Source organism: Leisingera sp. ABM4_103, assembly GCF_056158685.1.
This window is the reverse complement of record NZ_JBSWTU010000005.1, coordinates 3,664,075-3,687,409: the sequence shown is the minus strand read 5'-3', so window position 1 is coordinate 3,687,409 and position 23,335 is coordinate 3,664,075. Positions and strand designations below refer to the sequence as shown.

The 23,335-nt window shown below is 65.5% G+C and carries 23 protein-coding genes and 1 tRNA gene; 14 read left to right on the top strand and 10 right to left on the bottom strand.

Going from position 1 to position 23,335, the window contains the following annotated elements; all coding sequences use genetic code 11:
- Positions 1-68 precede the first annotated feature (68 nt).
- The 4 genes from ACXAED_RS19900 to ACXAED_RS19885 all read right to left on the bottom strand — a co-directional run bounded on the left by ACXAED_RS19900 (position 69) and on the right by ACXAED_RS19885 (position 3,911).
- Positions 69-1,253: a vWA domain-containing protein gene (locus tag ACXAED_RS19900; RefSeq protein WP_475052689.1), complete on the bottom strand. Its 1,185-nt coding sequence runs from the start codon at positions 1,251-1,253 to the stop codon at positions 69-71.
- Positions 1,254-1,273: 20 nt separating this feature from the next.
- Positions 1,274-1,441 carry a hypothetical protein gene (locus ACXAED_RS19895; RefSeq protein WP_421053625.1) on the bottom strand — a complete coding sequence of 56 codons (168 nt, stop codon included), beginning with the start codon at positions 1,439-1,441 and terminating at the stop codon, positions 1,274-1,276.
- A 33-nt stretch (positions 1,442-1,474) separates the two neighbouring features.
- Entirely contained in the window at positions 1,475-2,809 is a 1,335-nt protein-coding gene (locus ACXAED_RS19890; RefSeq protein ID WP_475052688.1) for a DUF2927 domain-containing protein, read from the bottom strand.
- A 262-nt stretch (positions 2,810-3,071) separates the two neighbouring features.
- A complete protein-coding gene (locus tag ACXAED_RS19885) occupies positions 3,072-3,911 on the bottom strand; it encodes an AAA family ATPase (RefSeq protein WP_475052687.1) in 840 nt (279 codons plus the stop codon).
- Positions 3,912-4,097: 186 nt separating this feature from the next.
- On the opposite strand from ACXAED_RS19885, the gene dksA reads away from it, so the two are divergent.
- The gene (dksA, locus tag ACXAED_RS19880; RefSeq protein WP_421053780.1) at positions 4,098-4,520 is read left to right on the top strand and encodes an RNA polymerase-binding protein DksA; all 423 of its coding nucleotides are present in this window, start codon (positions 4,098-4,100) and stop codon (positions 4,518-4,520) included.
- 102 nt (positions 4,521-4,622) lie between these two features.
- Positions 4,623-5,789, top strand: coding sequence for an FAD-dependent monooxygenase (locus ACXAED_RS19875; protein ID WP_475052684.1), 1,167 nt, complete (start codon positions 4,623-4,625; stop codon positions 5,787-5,789).
- 88 nt (positions 5,790-5,877) lie between these two features.
- Here the strand turns inward: ACXAED_RS19875 and xth are convergent, their stop codons facing one another.
- Positions 5,878-6,684 (bottom strand): exodeoxyribonuclease III, encoded by an 807-nt coding sequence (gene xth / locus ACXAED_RS19870; protein ID WP_475052682.1) that lies wholly within the window; start codon positions 6,682-6,684, stop codon positions 5,878-5,880.
- Positions 6,685-7,046: 362 nt separating this feature from the next.
- Here xth and ACXAED_RS19865 point away from each other — a divergent pair, with 362 nt between their 5' ends.
- The 3 genes from ACXAED_RS19865 (at position 7,047) to ACXAED_RS19855 (ending at position 9,721) form a co-directional block, all read left to right on the top strand.
- The gene (locus tag ACXAED_RS19865) at positions 7,047-7,652 is read left to right on the top strand and encodes a hypothetical protein (protein WP_475052679.1); all 606 of its coding nucleotides are present in this window, start codon (positions 7,047-7,049) and stop codon (positions 7,650-7,652) included.
- Positions 7,653-7,748: 96 nt separating this feature from the next.
- A complete protein-coding gene (locus ACXAED_RS19860) occupies positions 7,749-8,810 on the top strand; it encodes a DUF6902 family protein (RefSeq protein ID WP_475052677.1) in 1,062 nt (353 codons plus the stop codon).
- Positions 8,810-9,721: a DMT family transporter gene (locus tag ACXAED_RS19855; RefSeq protein ID WP_475052675.1), complete on the top strand. Its 912-nt coding sequence runs from the start codon at positions 8,810-8,812 to the stop codon at positions 9,719-9,721. Before ACXAED_RS19860 ends, ACXAED_RS19855 begins: the two co-directional genes overlap by 1 nt.
- Before the next feature lie 87 nt (positions 9,722-9,808).
- Here the strand turns inward: ACXAED_RS19855 and ACXAED_RS19850 are convergent, their stop codons facing one another.
- Positions 9,809-10,132 carry a HesB/IscA family protein gene (locus tag ACXAED_RS19850; protein WP_475052673.1) on the bottom strand — a complete coding sequence of 108 codons (324 nt, stop codon included), beginning with the start codon at positions 10,130-10,132 and terminating at the stop codon, positions 9,809-9,811.
- Positions 10,133-10,234: 102 nt separating this feature from the next.
- Between ACXAED_RS19850 and ACXAED_RS19845 the strand changes: the two genes are divergently transcribed.
- The 8 genes from ACXAED_RS19845 (at position 10,235) to ACXAED_RS19810 (ending at position 18,015) form a co-directional block, all read left to right on the top strand.
- The gene (locus tag ACXAED_RS19845; protein WP_475053161.1) at positions 10,235-11,386 is read left to right on the top strand and encodes a deoxyguanosinetriphosphate triphosphohydrolase; all 1,152 of its coding nucleotides are present in this window, start codon (positions 10,235-10,237) and stop codon (positions 11,384-11,386) included.
- 166 nt (positions 11,387-11,552) lie between these two features.
- On the top strand, positions 11,553-11,852 hold the full coding sequence (locus ACXAED_RS19840) for a YciI family protein (RefSeq protein WP_475052670.1): 300 nt from the start codon (positions 11,553-11,555) through the stop codon (positions 11,850-11,852).
- A 176-nt stretch (positions 11,853-12,028) separates the two neighbouring features.
- Positions 12,029-13,774 (top strand): arginine--tRNA ligase, encoded by a 1,746-nt coding sequence (gene argS / locus ACXAED_RS19835; RefSeq protein ID WP_475052669.1) that lies wholly within the window; start codon positions 12,029-12,031, stop codon positions 13,772-13,774.
- Positions 13,775-13,890: 116 nt separating this feature from the next.
- Positions 13,891-15,090 (top strand): SPOR domain-containing protein, encoded by a 1,200-nt coding sequence (locus ACXAED_RS19830; RefSeq protein ID WP_475052666.1) that lies wholly within the window; start codon positions 13,891-13,893, stop codon positions 15,088-15,090.
- Positions 15,091-15,207: 117 nt separating this feature from the next.
- Positions 15,208-16,212, top strand: a complete 1,005-nt coding sequence (gene nagZ, locus ACXAED_RS19825) for a beta-N-acetylhexosaminidase (RefSeq protein WP_475052663.1) — start codon at positions 15,208-15,210, stop codon at positions 16,210-16,212.
- Complete coding sequence (locus ACXAED_RS19820) at positions 16,205-16,999, top strand: segregation and condensation protein A (protein WP_475052662.1); 795 nt, start codon at positions 16,205-16,207, stop codon at positions 16,997-16,999. Before nagZ ends, ACXAED_RS19820 begins: the two co-directional genes overlap by 8 nt.
- Positions 16,999-17,682, top strand: coding sequence for an SMC-Scp complex subunit ScpB (gene scpB, locus ACXAED_RS19815; RefSeq protein WP_475052660.1), 684 nt, complete (start codon positions 16,999-17,001; stop codon positions 17,680-17,682). The genes ACXAED_RS19820 and scpB overlap by 1 nt, the downstream gene beginning before the upstream one ends.
- 126 nt (positions 17,683-17,808) lie before the next feature.
- Positions 17,809-18,015, top strand: a complete 207-nt coding sequence (locus ACXAED_RS19810; protein ID WP_475052657.1) for a hypothetical protein — start codon at positions 17,809-17,811, stop codon at positions 18,013-18,015.
- Here the strand turns inward: ACXAED_RS19810 and ACXAED_RS19805 are convergent.
- The gene (locus ACXAED_RS19805; RefSeq protein WP_475052655.1) at positions 17,990-19,141 is read right to left on the bottom strand and encodes an MFS transporter; all 1,152 of its coding nucleotides are present in this window, start codon (positions 19,139-19,141) and stop codon (positions 17,990-17,992) included. The two genes, ACXAED_RS19810 and ACXAED_RS19805, sit on opposite strands and share 26 nt — an antisense overlap.
- Positions 19,142-19,245: 104 nt before the next feature.
- Here ACXAED_RS19805 and ACXAED_RS19800 point away from each other — a divergent pair, with 104 nt between their 5' ends.
- Positions 19,246-19,743 carry an Lrp/AsnC family transcriptional regulator gene (locus ACXAED_RS19800; protein ID WP_475052653.1) on the top strand — a complete coding sequence of 166 codons (498 nt, stop codon included), beginning with the start codon at positions 19,246-19,248 and terminating at the stop codon, positions 19,741-19,743.
- A gap of 39 nt (positions 19,744-19,782) precedes the next feature.
- On the opposite strand, the gene ACXAED_RS19795 is transcribed toward ACXAED_RS19800, so the two are convergent.
- The 3 genes from ACXAED_RS19795 to ACXAED_RS19785 form a co-directional block, all read right to left on the bottom strand.
- Entirely contained in the window at positions 19,783-20,862 is a 1,080-nt protein-coding gene (locus ACXAED_RS19795) for a 2'-deoxycytidine 5'-triphosphate deaminase (RefSeq protein WP_475052651.1), read from the bottom strand.
- 123 nt (positions 20,863-20,985) lie between these two features.
- Positions 20,986-21,062, bottom strand: a tRNA-Pro gene (locus ACXAED_RS19790).
- Between the two features lie 149 nt (positions 21,063-21,211).
- Positions 21,212-23,326: a MerR family transcriptional regulator gene (locus tag ACXAED_RS19785; protein ID WP_475052650.1), complete on the bottom strand. Its 2,115-nt coding sequence runs from the start codon at positions 23,324-23,326 to the stop codon at positions 21,212-21,214.
- Between the last annotated feature and the right edge of the window lie 9 nt (positions 23,327-23,335).

The following is a 23,335-nucleotide window of genomic DNA, read 5'->3' as shown; positions in this document are numbered from 1 at the left end:
CTGGCACCAGCCAGCGCACCTGCGGGGGCGGGAGAGCTGATTGGCCTGAGGGTCCGCTTGTTCCGGGGCTAGCGGCTCAGCTCGCGCATGCCGCATTCCAAACCGTCCAGCGTCATCGGCACCATGCGGTCTTCAAAGATCTCGCGGATCATGCCGATAGAATGGGTGTAGTCCCAGTATTTCTCCGGCACCGGGTTGATCCACAGGTTCGAGGCCCAGGCTTCACGCGCGCGTTGCAGCCAGACCTGGCCTGCTTCCTCGTTCCAATGCTCATTGGCGCCGCCGGGATAGGCGATCTCATACGGTGACATCGAGGCGTCGCCGACGAAGATGCATTTGTAGTCCGGCCCGTAAGTGCGCAGCACCTCGTGGGTTGGGATCTTTTCGTTCCAGCGCCGCCGGTTGTCGCGCCAGACGCCTTCATACAGGCAATTGTGAAAGTAGTAGTATTCCAGATGCTTGAACTCGGCCCGCGCTGCCGAAAACAGCTCCTCCACCACCTGGATATGCGGATCCATCGAGCCGCCCACGTCCAGAAACAGCAGCACCTTGACCGCATTATGCCGCTCCGGCCGGGTCTTCACGTCCAGATAGCCGTGCTCGGCGGTGGAGCGGATGGTGCCGTCCAGATCCAGCTCTTCCTGCGCGCCTTCGCGGACCCAGCGGCGCAGGCGTTTCAGCGCCACCTTGATGTTGCGGGTGCCCAGCTCGACATCGCCGTCCAGGTTCTTGAACTCGCGCTTGTCCCAGACCTTGACCGCGCGCTGGTGGCGGCTCTTGTCCTGCCCGATCCGCACGCCCTCCGGGTTATAGCCATATGCCCCGAACGGCGAGGTGCCCGCTGTCCCGATCCACTTGTTTCCGCCCTGGTGGCGGCCCTGCTGTTCCTTCAGCCGCTCCTTCAGCGTCTCCATCAGCTTGTCGAACCCGCCTAACGCCTCGATCTCGGCCTTTTCCTCCGCGCTCAGATGCTTCTCGGCCATCTTGCGCAGCCATTCCTCGGGAATGTCCACCGCCTCCATCACCGCCTCGACGGGGATCGCCTCCAGACCTTCGAAGGTGGCGGCAAAGGCGCGGTCGAACTTGTCGATGTTGCGCTCATCCTTCACCATCGCCGCGCGGGCGAGGAAGTAGAAGGCCTCAATGTCATAGGTCGCCAGCCCCGCCTTCATCCCTTCCAGGAATGTCAGGTATTCGCGCAAGCTGACCGGAATGGCTGCTTTGCGCAGGTTTTCAAAGAAGGGCTGGAACATCGCGGAGCCTCAGGACTTGGTTACGCCAGCACCCGGTGCGTCAGGATGGTTGCCAGCAGGCCGAGAATACCAAAAACGATGGCATAGACAGCCCCGTATTGCAGCATGTCCAGGGTGTTGCCGCCACGTTTGCGGGCCTTCAGCGCGCCGATGAGGGCGCCCAGCAGCACGCCTGCGATTACGATCATGGTCTTTTCCGTCCGTTGTCTTTTGTTGCAGGATCAGGACCCGGCCGGGCGCAGCGCGGCAATTTCCTCCAGCCGCGCCTCGACCACCCAATCCGGGCCAAAGCCGTACCTTGCCCATCCCAGGCTGTCCAGCCTGACCCGGCGGGCTTCGGCAGTGCGGTCCTCCAGTTCCAGGGCTTCCGCTTGCAGCATCAGCAGGGTGGACAACAGCGCTGCGTTTTCATGCGCCGAGGCGGTTTCCACTGCCGGGCCAAGCCGCGCCAGCGCCGCCGCACCGTTGCCGGTCGCAACCTCATAGGCGGCCAGCTGCACCGTCAGCTTGGCCTGGTGCATCCTGGTGCCCGGCTGGCCTTGCAAATAGCTCATCGCGGTCTGGAAGTGCTGCAGCGCCAGTTCCGGCTCGCGCACATGCAGCATCCGGCCCAGCGTGTAGTGGCTCAGGGCGCGGCGGTGGTCCTGCCAGCCCAGGTCGCGGGCAATCGCCGCGGCGCGGTTGGCGGCGCGCAGCCGCTCGCGCAGCCCGGTGCCGGGCCCCAGAGCCTGCTCATAGGCGTTGATCCAGGCCCGCGGGGTTTCCGGCAGCCAGGTGGCTGCAGACCGGGCGCCGCCGGGATTGAGCCGCGCCAGGATCGCGGGCAGCCGCTGCGCCACTTCCGCCCGGCTCATGCCGGTGCGCAGCTCGGGCGCATAGGTGGCGCGCAGGATCAGCATGTCAAAGCCGGTCAGCACCGCGTGGATATTGTCGTCGTTGAAGATCGAATCCGGCAGCCTGTACAGATCGTTCAGCGGTCCGAGCGCCTGGGCCAGCTCCTCATGCAGGCAATCGCGCACTTCCTGCGGGCTCACATCGTTGGGGATGAACACTGCCAGCCGCTCACGGCTGCGCAGCAGCGACCAGTTGGTGCGCGGGCTGCGCCGGTTGCGCCGGTATTCCGCCAGAGACGAGACATTGGGCACCACGAAACAGGCCGCCTTGGGCAGCGCCCGGCGGATCTCGGCGCGGGAGACAGACTGGATTGTAATGCTCGCATTGTCGCCGGAGACGCGGCGGATCGGAATGCCGGCCTCGTCCTGCAGCCGCGCCAGAAGCGTGTTCAGATCACGGCTGAAACCCGGCGCAGGGGTGCCCGTCACCCGCAGGGTGATCGGGGTTTCGAACCGGGTGAACTGGGGCAGGGTGCTGCCGCCTTCCAGCCGGAAATGCAGGTCCAGAAAATCGCGGGCGATGTCGGCGTTGGACCGCTGCGGAGGCTGCGGCCGCTGGCGGGTGAACACCTTGACCGGAGGCAGCGCTGCCGGAGCCGCCACGGCCCGTGTCGGGGCCTCCACCCGCGCAGACGGGACCGCGCAGGCCGAAAGCGCCAGCAAGGCAGCGCCTGCAGCAGCTCTCTGAAGCAGCCTCAGGCCCTCGCGGCAGGCCAGGAGGTGTGAAACCGGGGCAGCGTCAGCAGGCAATCAGGCGTCTCCTATCAGCCCGGACCTGGACGCCCGGCTATTTCTCTTCTGATAGTGGAATTCGGCGGTGATTAGAAGGGACAGGCTCAACTGGCGGAAAAGGGCGCCTTCCAAATGGTCCCGCGGACAGGGCCGCGGAACCGTTAAGCGCGGATCACGCGCGGAAGGCTGGGCCTCAGCGCCGCCCGCGGGCCATGAAGGCAAGCCGCTCGAACAGATGCACGTCCTGTTCGTTCTTCAGGAGCGCCCCATGCAGTTTGGGCAGCGCGTCCGCGCCGTTGCGGGCGATGTCCTCGGGGCTCAGATCCTCGGCCAGCAGCAGTTTCAGCCAGTCGATCACCTCGGAGGTCGAAGGCTTCTTTTTCAAACCCTGCGTTTCCCGGATCTCGTAGAACTGGGTCAGCGCGGCCGTCAGCAGCGCGTCCTTGATGCCAGGGTGATGCACCTCGACGATCTTCTTCATAGTCTCCGCGTCCGGGAAGCGGATGTAGTGAAAGAAGCAGCGCCGCAGGAAGGCGTCCGGCAGCTCTTTCTCGTTGTTAGAAGTGATGATCATGATCGGCCGGTGCTTGGCCTTGATCGTCTCGCCGGTCTCGTAGACGTGGAACTCCATCTTGTCGAGTTCCTGCAAAAGGTCGTTGGGGAACTCGATATCGGCTTTGTCGATCTCGTCGATCAGCAGGACGACCTTCTCATCCGCCTCAAACGCTTCCCACAGCTTGCCCTTCTTAATGTAGTTCTTCACGTCATGGACGCGCTCGTCGCCCAGCTGGCTGTCGCGCAGGCGGCTGACGGCGTCATATTCATACAGGCCCTGCTGGGCGCGGGTGGTGGACTTCACGTTCCACTCGATCATCCTGAGCCCGAGGGCGTCTGCCACCTGCTTGGCCAGCTCGGTCTTGCCGGTGCCCGGTTCGCCCTTGACCAGCAGCGGCCGCTCCAGTGTCACCGCCGCATTCACCGCAACCTTCAAGTCATCCGTTGCGACATATTCCTTAGTGCCCTGAAATTGCATATCTTTCCTGTTCCAGTCATAATCGGTGCCGCAGCGCCAAGTTCTTATCACGCTTTTAACCAAACCACGCCACTATTGTGTAGTGACATTCCTTCCCGATAGGGATAAACGCTGCGGCAGAGGGGGAGCCAAAATGTTCAGGTGCAAATTATGACCAACATTATGGGCCAGACCGAAGGAGCCGAAATGAAGCAAGAAGTGTTTCTGCCGGACGACTACCGACCGGCCGAAGATGAGCCGTTCATGAATGAACGGCAGCTTGAGTATTTCCGACGCAAGCTATTGAATTGGAAGCAGGAACTACTGTCCGACAGCCGCGATACCATCGAAGGGCTGCAGGGCAACACCCGCAACATCCCCGATGTTGCCGACCGCGCCAGTGAAGAGACCGACCGCGCGCTTGAACTGCGCACCCGCGACCGCCAGCGCAAGCTGGTCGCCAAGATCGACTCTGCGCTGCGCCGCATTGACGAAGGCGAATACGGCTATTGCGAGGTGACCGGCGATCCGATTTCGCTCAAGCGCCTGGATGCGCGTCCCATCGCCACGATGAGCCTGGAAGCCCAGGAGCGCCACGAGCGCCGCGAAAAAGTCCACCGCGACGACTGACCGCTGTCTGCAGCGGACAAACCGACAATTAGATGACGCCGGGGTCTTTTGCTCCGGCGTTTTTTGTTTCATTGGGGGCGGGCGGAGAATCTGCAGGAGCCCATGGAACTCAAAGGCCTGAAAATAACCGTCATCGGCGCCGGGATCGGCGGTCTGACCGCAGCGCTGGCGCTGCGGCGCCAAGGCGCCAGCGTGACCGTGCTGGAACAGGCCGAGGCAATCTCCGAGGTTGGCGCGGGCCTTCAGATCACTCCCAACGGTGTCGCGGTGCTCAAGGCGCTGGGGCTGGCCGATGACCTGGCCTGGTGCTCACAGCGCGCGCGCGCGGTGGTGCTGCGCGGCCACCGGCGCGGCAATGAGGTGCTGCGGCTGGACCTCGACGAATACGCCCATGGCCTGAACTATTACTTCGTGCACCGCTCGGATCTGATCGGCATCCTGGCCGGCGCTGCCCGGCGTGAGGGTGTGCAGGTGCGGCTGCTGCAGAAGGTTGAGCGGGTGGAGCCCGGACCGCAGCCTGTGGTGCATCTGGGCAATGGCGCTCAATGCGGCGGCGACCTGGTGATCGGTGCCGACGGGCTGCACTCGAAAGCCCGCGCTGCGCTCAATAGCGCGGATAAGCCGGTCTTTACCGGCCAGGTGGCCTGGCGCGCGACCGTTCCGAACCATCTGAACCTGCCGGCCGAAGCGCAGCTGTTCATGGGGCCGGGACGGCATCTGGTCGCTTACCCCTTGCGCGATGGCAGCCTGGTCAACCTGGTGGCGGTGCAGGAGCGCCGCGCCTGGGCTGAGGAGGGCTGGCATTTCAAGGACGACCCCGCCAACCTGCGGGCTGCCTTCGCAGGCTTCGGCGGCAATGCTGCGGCCCTGCTGCAAGCGGTCGAGGAAGTGCTGCTGTGGGGGCTGTTCCGGCATCCGGTGGCGGACCGCTGGCACGGCCGCAACACCGCGATCCTGGGTGATGCCGCGCATCCCACGCTGCCGTTTATGGCGCAGGGCGCCAATCTGGCGCTTGAGGATGCCTGGGTTCTGGCCCGCGCGCTGCACGAGGCGGAAGATACCGGCGCAGGCCTCGCGCTCTATCAGGCCCGCCGCCGCGAGCGCGCGCAGAAAGTGGTGCGGGCAGCGAGCCGCAACGCCTGGAAATACCATCTGCGGGCGCCGCTCAGCTGGCCGGCGCATCAGGTGCTGAAACTGGGCGGCCGTTTTGTGCCGGACAGGATGGTCAGCCAGTTTGACTGGATCTACCGCCACGACGTCACCGCCTGAGGCAGAGCTGGCGGAGGCCTCCCGCCCGTCGCAGGCTTATTTTCGAAATGAGCCGCGCCCGTTGGGCCGGGCGCCGCGCTGGCTGTGCCTAGATGTCCAGTTCGACCCAGACCGGCACGTGGTCGGAGGGCTTCTCGCGCCCGCGCACGTCCTTGTCGATCTGGCAGTCCAGCAGCAGGTCCGCGGCTTGCGGGGTCAGCAGGAAATGGTCGATGCGGATGCCGTCATCGCGGTTCCAGGCGCCGGCCTGGTAATCCCAGAAGGAGTAATGCCCAGGCCCCTGGTGCCGCGCGCGGAACGCCTCGGTAAAGCCCAGGTTGACGATCCGCTGGAAGGCGGCGCGGCTTTCCGGGCGGAACAGCGCATCCTCCACCCAGACCTCCGGCCGTTTGGCATCTTCCGCCTGCGGGATGATATTGTAATCGCCCGCCATCAGCGCGGGCATCTCGCCGGCCATCAGCGCCTGCGCCCGCGCCTTCAGCCGCTCCATCCAGGCGAGTTTATAGGCATATTTGCCGCCCGCCACCGGGCTGCCGTCCGCTTCCAGCTCCACCGGGTTGCCATTGGGCAGGTAGAGGCCGCAGATCCGGATCGCCTGCTTGCCTACAACGGTGGCCTCGATCCAGCGCGCCTGTTCGTCGCTGTCATCGCCGGGCAGACCGCGGCGCACATCCTCCAGCGGCAGTTTCGACAGGATCGCCACCCCGTTAAAGCTCTTCTGCCCGTGGGTTTCCACGTTATACCCGCGCTCTTCGAAGATTTCGCGCGGGAACGCCTCGTCCACCGATTTGATTTCCTGCAGCACCACCACGTCGGGCTGAGCCTCGTCCAGCCAGACCGGCAGCGCCTGCGCCCGGGCCTTGATGCCATTGATGTTGAAGGTGGCGATTTTCATGGCTTGTCTCCGGCGCAGGTTGCGGTATTTGAGGCTGATCTATCGCTGAATCAGCGCCGCGGGGCAAGCCTGCTTGCGCGGCCAGCGAATCACTGCATCGCGGCTGGCTCACCCGGTTTTGCGTTCCTGAAAAATAGCCCGCCAGGTTGATTTGGATTATTTTGCAAAAACACCCGTGTGAATAACGCGGTGAATATTCTGTGGATTAATTGAATTAAATTAAATTCAGCAAAAAATAACGCGCAGAAGTTAAAGTTTAAATTTGATAAAAATACAATGTGAAATTGCATTTTATCTTTGCGCCGTGCAGCGGGCGTGCCAGCGTCGAGGAGCCTTTTGTCTTCAACGAATGGGGTTCCAAAATGACTGCTCAGCAAAAAATCAATGCCTTCCGCGCAACCCGTCCGGGCGCAGACGACAGTCTGTTCACAGGCGGTGCCACTGAGATGTTCTCCTCCGGTTCCGCACCCGGATACGCGGCAGATCCCACCGTGGGGGATGGTGTGTCGCTGTTTTCGTCCGGTTCAGTGCCGCAGAAGACCGAAAGCTGGGCTGGTGATGAAACCGGTCTTTTCTCGTCTGGATCTGCACCTTCGGCCGCAGCGGAAAGCACTGCGGGCGATTTGGTGCAGCTTTTTTCATCCGGTTCCGCACCCGCTTCGCACGCAAGGGTTGAGGCCGGGGATCAGACCGGGATGTTCTCGTCCGGCTCCGCGCCGGCTCTGCGCAGCGGTTCAGCAGAGGGCGAATTGACGGAAATGTTTTCGTCTGGCTCTGCGCCGGCGCCGCAGTCCGAAACCCGTGCGGGCGACCTGACGGAAATGTTCTCTTCCGGCTCTGCACCGGCCGCGACGGCGGCGGCAGGCCGCGGGGAGGGGACCCATCTGTTCTCTTCGGGCTCCGCTCCCGCGTCTGAGGCGCGCACCAGCACCGGCGATGCCACCCGGCTGTTCTCTTCGGGCAGCTGATCCTGGCGGGGCCGGGGAACCTCCCGGCCTTATGCCCCGGGGCGGCGCCAGTATTCGGGGCCGCCGCCGCACCGCATCCAACTGCAAGAGGTTTCCATGACCAAGATCCTCCCGTTTTTCTCTCCCGCCGCCCGCCAGTCCCGGGCCGCCGCTCAGGAGGCGCTGATCGCCAGCTTCGCATCGCACCGGCGCAGTCAGGAAGACGTGTTCTGGCTCAAGGAAAATGCAGAGCTTCTGAACATTCTCGAATGCACCGGGGCGGATGTGACTGCTGAGGCCCTGGCGCCCTTGCAGCCGTTTTACGAGGGTGCGGCGCGCCGCATCAGTTTCTTCCGCCAGTACTACCGCTTCATCCTGTCGATCTGCCTGGATCTGGAGGATCTGGGCCTGCCGGGCCAGACCGGGGCGCAGATTGCCGAGTGGGTTTGCGCCCAAGGGCTGGTAGCGGCCGAGCTTTCGGACCTGCAGCGCGCCGAGGCCCGCCGCCTGCTGGCGCGGCGCGGCGTCACTGTGCGGGATGACGGGCTGGATGACCGGCTCCGCAGCTTTATCTCGCGCCCGCAAACCTTTGCTATTCCCAACAAAAAAGCCGCCTACGAGCTAACACATATCGTGTTTTACCTGTCCGGGTACGGACGCCGGGACCCTGGCCTGCCACAGGCCGCAATCACCAGCCTGGAGTTCGCCGGGCTGGCGGCGTTCCTTGATCAGAATGCCGACCTGCTGGCCGAGATTTGCATCGCCATGCGCTACGCCGGGCAGCAGCCGCCGGCCGCGTGGGAGGCCTGGCTTGATGCGCAGGTTTCTGCCTATTCACTCGCTAGGGGTGAATTTTGTGGACTTCATGATGCGTATCACGAGTATTTTGTAGTCAACTGGCTCATGCTGCTGTCCGGTCGCCCGGCTTTCCGGCAGCCGGTTCCCGTAGGGGCGGTGCATGTGTCGGCGCAGCAGGGAGGGAGCATCTTGAGGAGCCTGTCTGAAGCCGTATTTGAGGCCGGAATGGCCCGGGCCAGCTGGAGCGTCGTGAAAGCGCGCGCGGAGGCGGCGCTGAGCGAAGAGGAACATGGCATCCTGCTGGCGGCCGAACGCAGCTGCGAGGGATTTGCCGGATTTTTCGAAGGTTTTGCGCGCGCGGGCAGCGCAGGGGCGGCGTGATGCGCTGGTCCCGCAACCAAGCCCTGGCCGGGGCGCTGCTGGTGGTCGCCTATACCGGGCTGATTGCTTCTGCCGACGGGATCACCAAGCTGCTTGCAGGCCAATACGCAGCCGCCCAGCTCTATGCGCTGTCCGGCGCGATGGTCGCTGGCTTCTGCCTGTTGGCGGACCGGCTGCCCGCAATGCGCGGAGGCTTCCGGACCATGTGCCCCCGCGCCATGGCCTTGCGCTCCGGCGCGACGCTGGTTGCGGCGGTCTGCTTCTTCTATGCGTTCCGGCTGCTGCCCTTTGCCGAGGTGTTCGTCTTTATCGGTTTGATGCCGCTGCTGGCCGGCGCCATGTCCGGTCTGGTGCTGAAGGAGCCGGTGCGCCCGGCGGCCTGGGCAGCCCTCGGCGCTGGTTTTGCCGGGGTGCTGTTCCTGTTTCCGGGCGGGTTCGCTTCTGCCTCCCTGGGTCATCTCGTGGCGTTGGGCGCAGCGGTCTCCGGCACGTTTTCCATGACACTGGCGCGGTTTATAGGCCGTTATGAAAGCAATTCCCTGGCTCAGGTTTTCTATCCCAACCTGACCATCTGCCTGGTGATGCTGCTGCTGCTGCCTTTTGTCTGGCTGCCGATGCCGCTTGCGGATGTGGCCTGGGCCGGCGCATATGCGTTTCTCTTGTTCGGGGCGCGCTGGCTATTGGTGGTGGCGCTGCGGCTGCTGGCGTCTTATGCCGTCACCCCGCTGATGAACCTGCAATTCATCTGGATGGCGGTGATCGGCGCGGTGTTCTTTGGAGAGTTTCCGCCCCTTACAACCTATGCCGGCGGCGCCATTGTGATTGCCTCCGGCCTCTACCTGGTCTGGGACCAGCTCGCCCCGGCGATGCCGCGGCTGCGCGGGGCGGGACGGTTGCAGACTGATCCTTGACGTCTGAAACCGGGTGCCTGTGCCCTGCAAGGGGCACCGGACTTATGCAGTGATTCCGACCCGGGAAACATGCCGGCAAGGCTGGGATTACATTGAGAACGAGGTGCCGCAGCCGCAGCTGGAGGTGGCGTTCGGGTTCTCGATGGTGAACCGCGCGCCGATCAGCTCTTCGGTGAAATCGATCACGGCGTTCTCCAGGAACGGCAGCGAGACGGCGTCGACCACCACTTTCTCGCCCTGGCCCTCAAGCACCAGATCGTCATCTTTTGCCTCGTCCAGCGCGATCTCATACTGGAAGCCGGAGCAGCCGCCGCCTTCGACCGCGACGCGCAGCGCCTGGCCCTGGTCCGCGGCGCCGATCTCGGCAAGCCGGGCAAAGGCGCGGTCAGTGACTTTCGGGGGCAGGTTCATCAGCTTTCTCCACGGGCGTAGGTTGCAGCGCAAAGCTTTATATAGAAAGGTGCAATTCACGCGGCAAGATGTGGAGCCCCAGCTTTGGCCAAAAGATTTGAATTGCACGCACCTTATGCCACAATGCCGGACCGCAGCCGCGGGCGGCAGGTGCCGGAGGAGGAAAGCTCCTTCCGCTCGCCCTACCAGCGCGACCGCGACCGCATCATCCATGCCAGCGCCTTCCGCAGGCTCAAGCACAAGACGCAGGTGTTTGTGGAGCATGAGGGCGACAACTACCGCACGCGGCTGACACACTCGATCGAGGTGGGGCAGGTGGGCCGCACTATCGCTGGCGCGCTGGGGTTGAACCAGGAACTGACTGAGGCGGTGGCACTGGCGCATGATCTGGGCCACACCCCTTTTGGCCACACCGGCGAAGACGCGCTGCACGCGCTGATGGCACCCTACGGCGGTTTTGACCATAACGCCCAGGCAATCCGCATCGTGACCCGGCTGGAACGGCATTATGCCGAGTTCGACGGCTTGAACCTCACCTGGGAAACCCTTGAAGCGATTGCCAAACACAACGGCCCTGTGGTGGGTGAGCTGCCTTGGGCGCTGGCCGAATGCAATGCCGCGGTGGATCTGGAGCTGCACACCCACGCCAGCGCCGAGGCGCAGGTGGCAGCGCTGTCGGATGACATCGCCTACAACAACCATGATCTGCACGACGCCCTGCGCGCCGGTCTGTTCAGCGACGATGATCTGGCCCGGCTGCCGCTGCTGGACAAGGCCTATGGCGAGGTGGACCGCCTCTACCCCGGGCTCGACCCCAACCGCCGCCGCCACGAGGCGCTGCGCCGCTTCTTCGGGGTGATGGTGAGCGATGTGATCGACACCGCCCGGCTCCTGCTGGCGGAAAGCGGCGTGGAAAGCGTCGAGGAGGTCCGCGCCCTGGGGCGGCCGGTGGTGAAATTCTCCGATCCGCTGTGGCGCGACCTGAAGGAAATCCGCGCCTTTCTGTTCACCCGTATGTACCGCGCGCCCTCGGTAATGGAAAAGCGCGCCAAGGTCGCCAAGGTGGTGGAGGCGCTGTTTCCCTACTTCCTGGACAACCCGCTGGAGATGCCCGAGCGCTGGCACGCCGACATCGCCGCAGCCCAGGACCGCACTGCGCTGGCCCGTATCGTGTCGGACTATATTGCCGGCATGACCGACCGCTTCGCCTTGCAGCAGCATGAGCGGCTGATCGGGGTGAAGGTCGAGGTCTGAGCTCAGACCCGCGAAACAAGACGGGAAACAGGTCCGGAGGCGCCTTGCCTGCCTGATGGGGCCCGACGCCGGATTCGGGAATTGGCCGTAAGCCGTGCTATCATCTGGCCCTATGATCGCGCGGCGCATCGGCGGTATCCGCGGGAGAGGCAGCAAGGGGAAAGCCATGGCACGCTGGACCGTCACATTCACAGACAAACCGGAGATGAACCGGGTGCGCGGCGACAGGAAACGGCGCGACGCCCATATCGCCTTTGTGCGCGCTCACCCGGAGCTGCAGATCGGTGGCGCGCTTGCGATGCGGCCGATGCAGGATTTTCCCGGCGCGATCTGGAACGTGGAGGCCGAAACCCGCCAGGACGTGGAGCGGCTGATCCTGCAGGACCCTTATTACGTCGCCTCTCTGCGCCGTTACACCATCACCCAATGGGGCACCGCTTCCGCCGTCCAGGGAATGCTCTCCTAACCGCCGGGCGGGCGCCGCGCCGCGGCAGCGGCGCAATTTTCTTGAGGAAGAAAATTGGCCGGAAAATTCGAATTTTCCGGCGCGCTCCGCCTGAGGCCACGGGCTGCCCCTGCAATCCTGTTGACCCTGCCTGCGGGCCTCGGTATCCGCAGTTCTGAACAGTTGGGACGCCAGATATGAACCTCTTTACCGATATCCGCTCGCTTGTGATTGACAGCCTGACCGCCATGACTGGCGAAGGCGCGCTGCCCGAGGGCCTCGATTTTGCCAACGTCGCGGTAGAACCGCCGCGCGACGCCGCCCATGGCGACATGGCGACCAACGCAGCGATGGTGTTGGCCAAGCCCGCCAAGATGAAGCCGCGCGACATTGCCGAGGCGCTGGCGGCCAAACTGGCCGCAGACGAACGGATCACGAGCGCGGAAGTTGCAGGCCCCGGCTTCCTCAACCTGCGGCTTGCGCCGGGCATCTGGCAGGGGGTGCTGAAATCCGTCCTGGACGCAGGCACGGATTTCGGCCGTTCGGACATGGGCGCGGGCAAGCGCGTGAACGTCGAATACGTCTCCGCCAACCCGACCGGCCCGCTGCATGTGGGCCACACCCGCGGCGCTGTGTTCGGCGACGCGCTGGCGGCACTGCTGGCCTATGCCGGTTATGACGTCACGCGCGAGTATTACATCAACGACGGCGGCGGCCAGGTCGACGTGCTGGCGCGCTCGGTCTACTTGCGCTACCTGGAGGCGCACGGCCAGGAGATCGCCTTTGCCGACGGCACCTATCCCGGCGACTATCTGGTCCCCGTCGGGCAGGCGCTGAAAGAGAAGGTCGGCGATGCCTATCTGGATCAGCCCGAGGACGTCTGGCTGGCCGACGTGCGCGAGTTCTCCACCGATGCGATGATGGAGCTGATCCGCGAGGATCTGGCCCAGCTTGGCATCGAAATGGACGTGTTCTATTCCGAAAAATCCCTCTACGGCACCGGCAAGATCGAGGCCGCGCTGGAGGCGCTGGAGGCCAAGGGCCTGATCTACCAGGGCGTCCTGGAGCCGCCGAAAGGCAAGAAGCCCGACGATTGGGAGCCGCGCGAACAGACCCTGTTCAAATCCACCGACCACGGCGACGACGTCGACCGGGCGGTGAAGAAATCCGATGGCTCCTGGACCTATTTCGCGCCGGATATCGCCTATCACTACGACAAGGTGGAGCGCGGCTTTGACGAGCTGATCGACATCTTCGGCGCCGACCACGGCGGCTATGTCAAACGGATGAAGGCGGCGGTTTCGGCGCTGTCCGACGGCAAGGTGCCGCTGGACATCAAGCTCTGCCAGCTGGTGAAGTTGTTCAAGGACGGCCAGGAATTCAAGATGTCCAAGCGGGCAGGGACCTTTGTCACCCTGCGTGACGTGGTCGATGCGGTGGGCCCTGACGTCACCCGCTTCATGCTGCTGACCCGCAAGAACGACCAAGGCTTCGACTTCGACCTCGACAAGGCGCTGGAGCAGTCCAAGGACAACCCGGTGTTCTACGTTCAATACGCCAACGCGCGGATCTGCTCGACCCTGCGCAAGGCAGCGGAGCAGGGGATTTCGGCAGATGACGCCGCGCTGAACGCCGCCGACCTGAGCCTGGTTGCTGACCCCGCTCAGCTGGCGGTGGCCAAGAAGCTGGCCGAATGGCCGCGCCAGGTGGAAATCGCCGCCCGCACACATGAGCCGCACCGGGTGGCCTTCTATCTCTACGACCTCGCGTCGGAGCTGCACGGGCTGTACCACCTCGGAAAATCGCAAGAAGGTTTACGATTTGTTAACGAGAGCAGCCAATCGGCAACACATGCGAATTTGGCCCTGGCCAAAGCCGTTTCCGTTGTCATTTCGGCAGGTCTTGGTATTCTTGGCGTGAAACCGGCAGAAGAGATGCGATAAACCAAAAAGGGCGTCAGCCTTTGCGGTGAAAATTGCACATCCGCCGGAGTGAGGCAGTTCAAGAGACTTGGGCGCAGCGCAGCACATGCGCTGCCACCTGGGCAGTGAGGCGGAAAATGGCGTATTTTGCGCAGGCGGGCCAGGAGCACGCCTATACACAGGGCAGTGGCCGGCAGCAGGACACCGCAACTGGCGGCCCCTACGGGCAGCAGTACTCCGATCAGCAGTATGCAGGGCAGCAGTATGCAGGGCAGCAGTACACCGGGCCGGGCGCTGAACCGGACTATGGCTACGCCGACCCTTCCTACGGCTACCAGCCGGACGGGCAGGGTTATGACGACGATGGCTACACCGCCTATGCCGCTGCTCCTGCCGGGGTGAGGGCGCGATTCTCCAAGACGTTGAGCCTGCTGGGCGCCGCGGCCTCGATTGCGTTTGTCGCGGGGGTTGGTTTCTGGGGCTACAAGCTGGTGATGCGGGACGTCAGCGGCGTGCCGGTGGTGCGCGCGGCGGAGGGGCCGATGCGCGAACAGCCCGCGAATCCGGGCGGCTCCCAGGCGGATCACCAGGGGCTTGCGGTCAATGCGGTTGCCGCCAGCGGCAGCGCCGAAGCCCCGGCCGACCGTTTGACCCTGGCGCCGCCCGCGATCCGGCTGACCGAAGATGACAAACCGCTGCCGCAGCTGGCCGCGGAATCCGCCCCGGCAGAGCTTCCGGCTGTTCCGGCAGAGCCAGGGGCGTCCGAAGGGCCGGGCGTCAGCGACGACGCGGTGGCCTCCTTCCAGAACGGCGATATCGACGCATTGGTTGCGGAACTCGCCCGCGAGGCGGAAACGCTGTCGGCTGCGGTACCCGCCTCGGCACAGGCACCCGCCATCGTGCAGCCGGAACCGCTGCAGCCGGCACTTGCCGCTGCTGCCGCATCGCCGGCAATCCTGAACGCGCCCGGCGTCAAACTATCGCTGCGGCCATCGGCCCGGCCCGCGAGGTTCAGCCCCGCTCCGGCCGCAACCGCACCGGCGGCACGTGCCGCGGCCGTCGATGTCGACCCGGCCACCCTTCCGGCCGGCACCAGGCTGGCGCAGCTGGGCGCCTATGAGAGCCCCGAAGTCGCCCGCGCCGAATGGGACCGCATCCATGCCCGCTTTGCCGACTATCTGGAAGGCAAGCAGCGGGTGATCCAGCGCGCCGAAAGCGGCGGCCGCACCTTCTACCGCCTGCGGGCGATGGGCTTTGCGGGGCTGTCGGATGCCCGCCGCTTCTGCTCGGCGCTGGTGGCTGGCAATGCCGACTGCATTCCGGTAACCACGCGGTAACGAACCGCCCGGCCGCTAGGCCGGGCAGCGCCCGACCCGCCCCCAGGGCGGGCGCATAGCACCCACCCCGGGGCGGGCGCTGCCCTCCCGCAACTCAGGGGGCGATAGGGCACACTCATGACTTTTGGAGCCACCATCCTTGACGCCGACGGCCTGCGCCTGAGCGCAGATGAAAAGGCGTTTTTCCGCGATGCCGATCCCTTCGGCTTCATCCTGTTTGCCCGCAACATCCAAGACGCCGATCAGGTCCGCGCCCTGTGCAACGATTTCCGCGAGGCGGTGGGACGCGACTGCCCGATCACCATCGACCAGGAGGGCGGCCGGGTGCAGCGCCTGCGCAGCCCGCTCGGGCGCGAGTGGCTGCCGCCGCTGGAGCATGTGCAGCGGGCCGGCACGGACGCCGAGCGCGCCATGTACCTGCGCTACCGCTTGATCGCACATGAGCTGCACAGCCTCGGCATCGACAGCAACTGCGCCCCGATTGCCGATGTGGCCTGCGCGGACACCCATGAATTCCTGAAAAACCGCTGCTACGGCGAAGACGCGCCGAGCGTGGCCGCGATCGGCCGCGCGGTGGCGCAGGGCCATCTCGACGGCGGCGTGCTGCCGGTGCTCAAGCATATCCCAGGCCATGGCCGCGCCACCGCCGACAGCCACATGGACCTGCCGCATGTGGGTGCTGAACCGCGCACTCTGGAGCAGACCGACTTCGCCGCATTCAAGGCGCTGAACGGCATCCCGCTGGGGATGACCGCGCATCTGGTCTATGACGCTTACGACAGCCGCCCGGCCACCACTTCGCCGGTTATGATGCAGCTGATCCGCGAGCAGATCGGCTTTGACGGGCTAATCATGACTGACGACATCTCGATGAAGGCGCTCAAGGGGGCGCTCACGGACATCACGCGTGACTCGCTGGCGGCCGGCTGCGATGTGGTTCTCCTGTGCAACGCCCCGCTGGCCGACCGGATCGCGGTGGCAGAGGCCGCAGGCCGCATGACAGAGGCAGCGCAAACCCGCGCAGACCGCGCGCTGGCAGCCCGCAAACCCCCTGCGGATCTTGACATTCAGGCCGCTGAAGACGAACTTGCCGCCCTCATGGGCGGGCAGGTGTATGGCTGAACAGACACTCTTTTCAGATGCGGACACGAGCGTGGAGGAACGGCTCGCAGCCGAGTCGCTGATCGTGGACGTCGACGGGTTCGAAGGCCCGCTCGACCTGCTCTTGACGCTGTCGCGCACCCAGAAGGTGGACCTGCGAAAGATCTCCGTGCTGGAGCTGGCGCGGCAGTACCTGGCCTTTGTCGAAAAGGCCAAGGAGCTGCGGATCGAGCTGGCCGCCGACTACCTGGTGATGGCGGCCTGGCTCGCCTTCCTGAAGTCCCGCCTGCTGCTGCCCCCCGACCCGGAGGAGGAGGGCCCCTCGGGCGAGGAACTGGCCGCCCACCTGGCGTTCCAGCTGGAGCGTCTGCAGGCGATGCGTGATGCCTCCGCCCGGCTGATGGGCCGCGACCGGCTGGGCCGCGACTTCTTCGCCCGCGGAGAGGTGGAGACCGTCGCCCGGATCAAGACCGTCACCTATACCGCCAACCTGCTGGATCTGATGCAGGCCTATGCCCGCATCCGCACCAAGGAGGATTTCCGCCCCTTCGTGATGGACCGCGACTCGGTCTTCACCATGGAGGAGGCGCTGGACCGGATGCGTCACCTCTTGGGCTTTACTGGCGACTGGACCGACCTGATCAGCTACCTGCCGGACGGCTGGCACAGCGACCCGGTGAAGCGCCGGTCCGCCACCGCGGCGACCTTTGCCGCCTCGCTGCAGTTGGTCAAGGAAGGCAAGGCCGAGCTGCGCCAGAGCGAAACATTTGCGCCGATCCAGCTGCGCAGCCTGAACGAGGATACCTGATGGAAGACCAGATCATGGATGGTCAGAGCCAGGGCGCTCCCATCCGCGAAGACAACGACACGCTGTTCGACGCGCCGCCGATGGCAGAGCAGGAGCGGATGGTGGAAGCGGTGCTGTTTGCCAGCGCCGAACCGGTGACCCTGCGCGACCTCGAAGGCCGCATGCCGCATGGCTGCAACCCGCGCGAGGCGGTCGAGCATCTGCGCAAGCGCTACGAGGGGCGCGGCGTGCGGGTGGTGCGTCTGGGCGATGCCTGGGCGATCCGCACCGCGCCGGACCTGGGCTTCCTGATGCAGAAGGAAACCACCGAGCTGCGCAAGCTCAGCCGCGCCGCCATCGAGACGCTTGCGATTGTCGCATACCACCAGCCGGTGACCCGCACCGAAATCGAGGAGATCCGCGGTGTCTCCGTGTCGCGCGGCACCATCGACCAGCTGATGGAGATGAACTGGATCCGCCTCGGCCGCCGCCGGATGACACCGGGCCGGCCGGTAACATTCGTGGTGACACCGGAGTTTCTGGATCACTTCGGCCTGGAAAGCGCCCGCGACCTGCCGGGCCTCAAGGAACTGCGCGCCGCGGGCCTTCTGGAAAACCGCCCGCCGCCGGGCAGCCTGCCGATGGGCCAGGGCGGCGACGAGGACGACGAGCCCGAAGAACAGGCCGAATTGTTCGAGGAGTGACGGCGCCGGCGGGGGCTGGAGCAATCGTCACCGCCGCCGCCCCGACAGGCACCTGACCAGGCGCCCCGAAATCGTCTTAATCTGCCCCTAGGATGCTCCGCAGGACAAAACACGGCGGGCAACGGCATGAATATCAACTGGATCATCAACATGGTGCTGCGGCGGCTGGTCAGCCGCGCGGTGGGGGCCGGTGTGAATGCCGGGATCAACGCCGTTGCCAAGCGCAGCAAACAGCAGGGCCGCGGCCAGGGGTCTAGGCAGAGTGCTCCGCCCGACCTCCAAGCCGGGCGCTCGCGCATTCCTTCCGTCAAGCAGGGGCGCCGCCAGGGCTGAGATCCTTGCGGCGCAGGCCCAGGGCCTCTGCCGCGCCGCTGAGCGCCAGCAGCGCCGACAGCGCCAGGCAGCCTGCCAGCCCCCAGGCGGCAAACAGCAGCCCGCCGGCAAAGGGCGCAGCAAAGACGCAAAGGTAGGTGACGGTGCTATAGAGCCCCATGATGGCGCCGCGCTGGGACGGGTCCAGGGCGGTGAGCCGCGCCACCAGCAGGTTGAGGCCCAGATGCTGAAACACGCCCCAGAGCAGGGCCGCGCCCAAGAGCAGCACATAGTGCGGCGCCACAGCCATCATCAGCAGATAGCTGGCTGTGACCGCCAGCAGCACCGGCGCGGTGGCGCGCGCCAGCCCCAGCCGGTCCAGCAGCGGATCCAGCAGCACCGCAAGGCCAAAGCCGATGCCGTAGAACAGCGGCAGAAGGCCGGCCTGGGTGGTGCTCTTCCCCAGTTCTAGCGTGATATGCGCCCCAGTGAAGAAATAGCTGCCGTAGAATCCCAGCATCAGCAGCGCGGTTGCCAAAAGGCCGCGGAAGATCCCCGGCACCCGCAGCGCCGTCAGCGGCGAGGTCGCCTGGCCGCTGGGGCTGCCCGCGGCGCGCAAAGAGGCGGAGGCGGCCCACAACAGCAGCGCCACGCCCGAAAGCGTGCCATAGACTACGCGCCAGCCCGCCAGGTCGGTGGCCCAGGCGCTGACACTGACGCCCAGCACCATCGACACGGTCCAGCCCGCCAGGACATAACCCAGCACCCGCGCCTCGCGCCCCTTGGGGGCAATCACCATCGCCAGCGTGTAGATTGAGGGCAGGGCAGCCCCCGCCGCCAGCCCGCAGACCGCCTGCGCCGCGATCAGCGTCCAGACATCCGGCGCCGCCGCGCTGGCACCCAGCCCGGCCCCCAGCAGCAACAGCGCGGCGCGCAACAGCCGCCCGGCGCCGATGCGGTCCCCCAGCGGCGCCAGCAGCAGCGCCGCCGCCGCCACCCCCAGCCCATAGGCGCTGGCCGCCCGCATCACCTCTGCGGTGGTGGCATTCAGGGTTTGGCTGACAGCCGTCACCACCGGCGACAGCAGCAGCGAGTTTGCGCCAATCACGCCAATTGCGCTCATCAGGATCAGAATCGGGGTTCGCATGGGTTTACCTTGAAAATTGTTCAGGTAACGTTGCTATGTGCTGAATCTGGTTCTGTGAAGAGCGGGCAGTTAAGGCGGGAGAAAAAACAGATGGAGTTCGGAAAATGGCTGGGAACACCCGTGCGCTGGACGCTTTGGACCGAAGAATATTAGGTGCGCTGAGCCAAGACGCGACACTCTCCTACGCCGCCATCGGCCAGGAGGTCGGCCTGTCGGCGCCCGCGGTGCATGAACGGGTCAAGCGGCTGCGGGCGTCCGGCGCGATCGAGGCGACCATTGCACGGCTCGACGGCGCCGCGGTGGGCAAGCCGCTGCTGGCCTTCATCCACGTGGATACCGAGGGCTGGGGCGTGACCACGGATCTGCTGGCGCTGCAAGACATGCCGGAGCTGGAGGAGGTGCACAGCTCCGCAGGCGACACCAACCTGATCCTCAAGGTCCGCGTCGCCTCTCCCAAGGCGCTGGAGGGGCTGCTTGCGCGGATCTATGAGGTCGGCTGCGTGCGCGCCACCCGCACCTACACGGTGCTGTCCACCCATCTGGACCGGCCGGTTCAGGCGGGCACGACAGAGGGGCTGGCAGACGGCGGACCAGTGAAATAGACCGCCGGGCCGCTAGATCGGGTGCTGCGTTAGCCGCGATCAGGCAGGCGTCTTGAAATGCTTGGACAGCTTCAGCCCCTGGCCCTGGTAGTTCGACGCAATCCCGGCGCCATACAGCTGCTCCGGAACCTCGGCCATTTTCTCATAGACCAGGCGGCCCACCACCTGGCCATGCTCCAGCACAAACGGCGCCTCGTGGCAGCGCACCTCCAGCACTCCGCGCGACCCGGCACCACCCGCGGCGTCATGGCCGAATCCGGGGTCGAAGAAGCCCGCGTAATGCACCCGGAACTCGCCCACCATTGCCAGGTAGGGCGCCATCTCGGCGGCAAAGGCGGGCGGTATATGCACCGCCTCGCGGCTCACCAGGATATAGAACGCGCCGGGGTCCAGGATGATGCGGCCATCCTTGGTGCGAACCTCTTCCCAGTATTCCTGCGGGTCGTATTCACCGATGCGGTCCAGGTCGATCACCCCGGTATGCGGTTTGGCGCGGTAGCCGACCAGATCGGTGCCCGGCAGCTTCAGATCAACGGAGAAGCCCAAGCCGTCCTCGATCACCGCTTCGCCATCGACCAGCGGGGTCCCTGCGTGCAGCATCTTCAGCTCCGCATCCGACAGCACCGCCTGGCCGCGGCGGAACCGGATCTGGTTCAGCCGCATGCCCGGCCGCACCAGCACCGAGAACGACCGCGGGCAGATCTCGGCATAAAGCGGCCCGGTGTAGCCCGGCTTGATCCGGTCGAATTCCTCGCCGCCGTCGGTGATGGTGCGGGTCAGGAGGTCCAGCCGCCCGGTCGAGCTTTTGGCATTGGCCACCGCGGACACATCCTGCGGCAGCGCTAGCCCTTCCATCAAGGGCACTACATAGACGCAGCCTTTCTCCAGCACCGCGCCATTACTCAGGTCGATCCGGTGCATCTCAAATTCGGTCAGACGGTCGGAGACGCTGCGGCCCTGGCCCGCCAGAAACGACGCGCGCACCCGGTAGGCCACATTGCCCAGCCGCAGGTCGAGGCTGGCAGGCTGCACCTGGCCCTCCACCAGCGGCGTGCTGACGGTGATCTCGCCGCGCTCCAGCATGTTTTCAATGGTTTGGCTGGGCAAAACGCCTGTCATTTCCTGTCCCCCTCCGTGCCGGCTTTGCGGCGATGCTGGCCCAATCGTCCCTGCTGCGCAATCGCAAATAAGGGCCGGGATATGAAAACGCCCGGATGCCGAAGCACCCGGGCGTTTTTCAAATGGTCGGGCTAGCAGGACTCGAACCTGCGACCTTCCGTCCCCCAGACGGACGCGCTACCAGGCTGCGCCATAGCCCGTTGAAGAGCCTTCTAACCGTTTTCACGGCAGGGGCAAGAGGGAGCGGCAAGATTTTTTCGGTCCCCGCAAAGAAATTCAGTCGGCTGAGGCAGTTGCGGCGCCGCAGCCCTGAGACTGCGGTTTTCCGGCGCGGGGCACAGCCCGGAAATCAAGTGATTTCCCGGCTGGATTCCCGTGCACCTGAAACCGCCTCCCGTGCGGACAATGCGCGCAGTTTCTCGGCGCAGGCGGCAATCTCTTCCAAAGTCTGCGGCGGCAGGCTCCGGATCGCCGCCAGATGGGCCAGAACAGCATGATGCGGCGCAGCGGGGGCAGGGGAGGGATCCGCCGCCTCCTGCAAAGGCGGTTCTGCTGCCTCTGGCTCAAGCGTTTCTGCTGCCTCCGGCATAGGCGGTTCTGCTGCCTCCGGCACAGCCGGTTCCGCCGCCACTGGCGCAGACAGTTCCGCCGCTTCCGGCACAGGTGGTTCCGCCATCTCTGGCAGAGGCGTTTCCGCGGCTTCCGGCGTTGGCAGTTGTTCTGCCGCCAGGCTGTCTTGCGGCGTTTCCGCCTCGGGGGACACGTCGGCATCAGGGTCAAAGCCAGAGGCGAATTCCATCGCATCCACCTGCCGCGCGGCCTCGTCCAGATCATGCGGGGGGAAGGCGGCCGCAGGGTCAGCTTCCGTATCCGCGTTTTCCCCGGAGCCGCTCACCGGCAGAGAGGCGGCGGCCGGTTCGGCACCGCTGCCAAACTCCAGCGGCATATCAGGCTGCAGCCCGGCCGCAGCAACCAGAGTATCCTCTGCTGGCGCCGGTTCGGCTTCAACAGCCGCGAGCGGGGGCATTTCCTCCGCCTGGCCAGCCTCTGCAGCCGACTGGTATTCCTCCTCGGGCCCGGAAGCAGCCACCGGCTCAGGGTCTGCGGCGGGTTCCGGGGCGATGCCTTCTCCGGAGTGTTCAGTGTGGTCAGGGCTGTCCAGCCGCTCCGGCTCCGCCTGCGGCCCGGCTTCGCCAGGCTGCAGAGTGGCCGTGCCGGCGGAGGCTTCCTCTGGCATCTCCGCCACGTCCGCCGCAGCGGGTTCCACCGGCGAATCCAGCACCGGCGCTTGCGGTGCCGCACGGGACGAAGCCCGCCCGGTCAGCCCTGCCGGAGCTGACTGCGCGGATGGCGTCTCTGCTGCGGAAGCAGGGTCTTCCGGCAGATCCTGCTCCTGGCCGGCTTCAGGTTCTGCATGGGAAACGTCCATGTCACCTTGCAGCGGGTCCACCATGTCAGTGGGGGCAGCCACGTGATCCGGCGCGGTCACTGCCTCAGCAGCCTGGACGTCCTCGGACTCTAGTGGTGCGGCGTCTTGCGGCGCTTCATCTGCGGCAGCCGCTGACATCTCAAGCTGCACAGGGTGTTCTGCCGCTGCGGGCGCCTGCGGGGCTGCTGGCGGTTCAACTGCGGCCTCGCCGGCCTCCTCGCGGGCGGCCTCTGCCGAGGGCGCGTCTTCGGGCGCATCCTCGGCGCTGGTATCGTTCCGCGGTGAGGCGGCCCCGGTCTCCGCCATCGCAGCAGGCGCAGTGTCATCCGCCGCCGCTTCGTCGGCAGACACTGTGCCTGAGCCGGGCTGGCCCAGCTCAGGCTCCGCCGCTTCCTCTGTTTCTGCCTCGTCGGCGGGGTGGGTCAGGTCCATCCGCATCTGCGGCTCTTGCGCCGCTTCCGGGCCTTCCGGCTCTGCGGGGGCGGGCTCAGAAACTGTGTCCAGAGCGTTTTCCGGGGCCGCAGGGCTCATCTCTCCGGGGGCGGCGGCGGCGGTCTCCTGCGAGGTGCCGCTTGCCGCGGCGTCCGGGGCCGCTCCGCCGGCGGTCTGTTGCGGGAAGCCAACCACATTGCTGGGGCCAAGGCCGGAACCGGCCTCATCCTGCGAGGCCTGCTCGTGGCTCAGGTCCAGAGAGCTTTGCCAGTCATCACCCAGCTTGTCTGCGGGCGGCGCCGCGGCAGCCCGGTCCTCGGCGGTGGCGTCGAGGGAATGGGAAAACTCCGCCACATGGGCGACGCCATGCTCGCGCAGCAGTGCCTGCACCTCCTTGATCGACATACCGTCGTCGTGCAGCAGTTTCTTGATGCCGCCCAGCAGCTGCATGTCCGCAGGCCTGTAATAGCGGCGCCCGCCGGCGCGCTTCACAGGTTTGACCTGGGTGAACTTGCTCTCCCAGAAGCGCAGGACATGCGCCTGCACGCCCAGCCAATCCGCAACTTCGCTGATGGTGCGGAAGGCGTCCGGTGATTTTGACATGGCTCAATT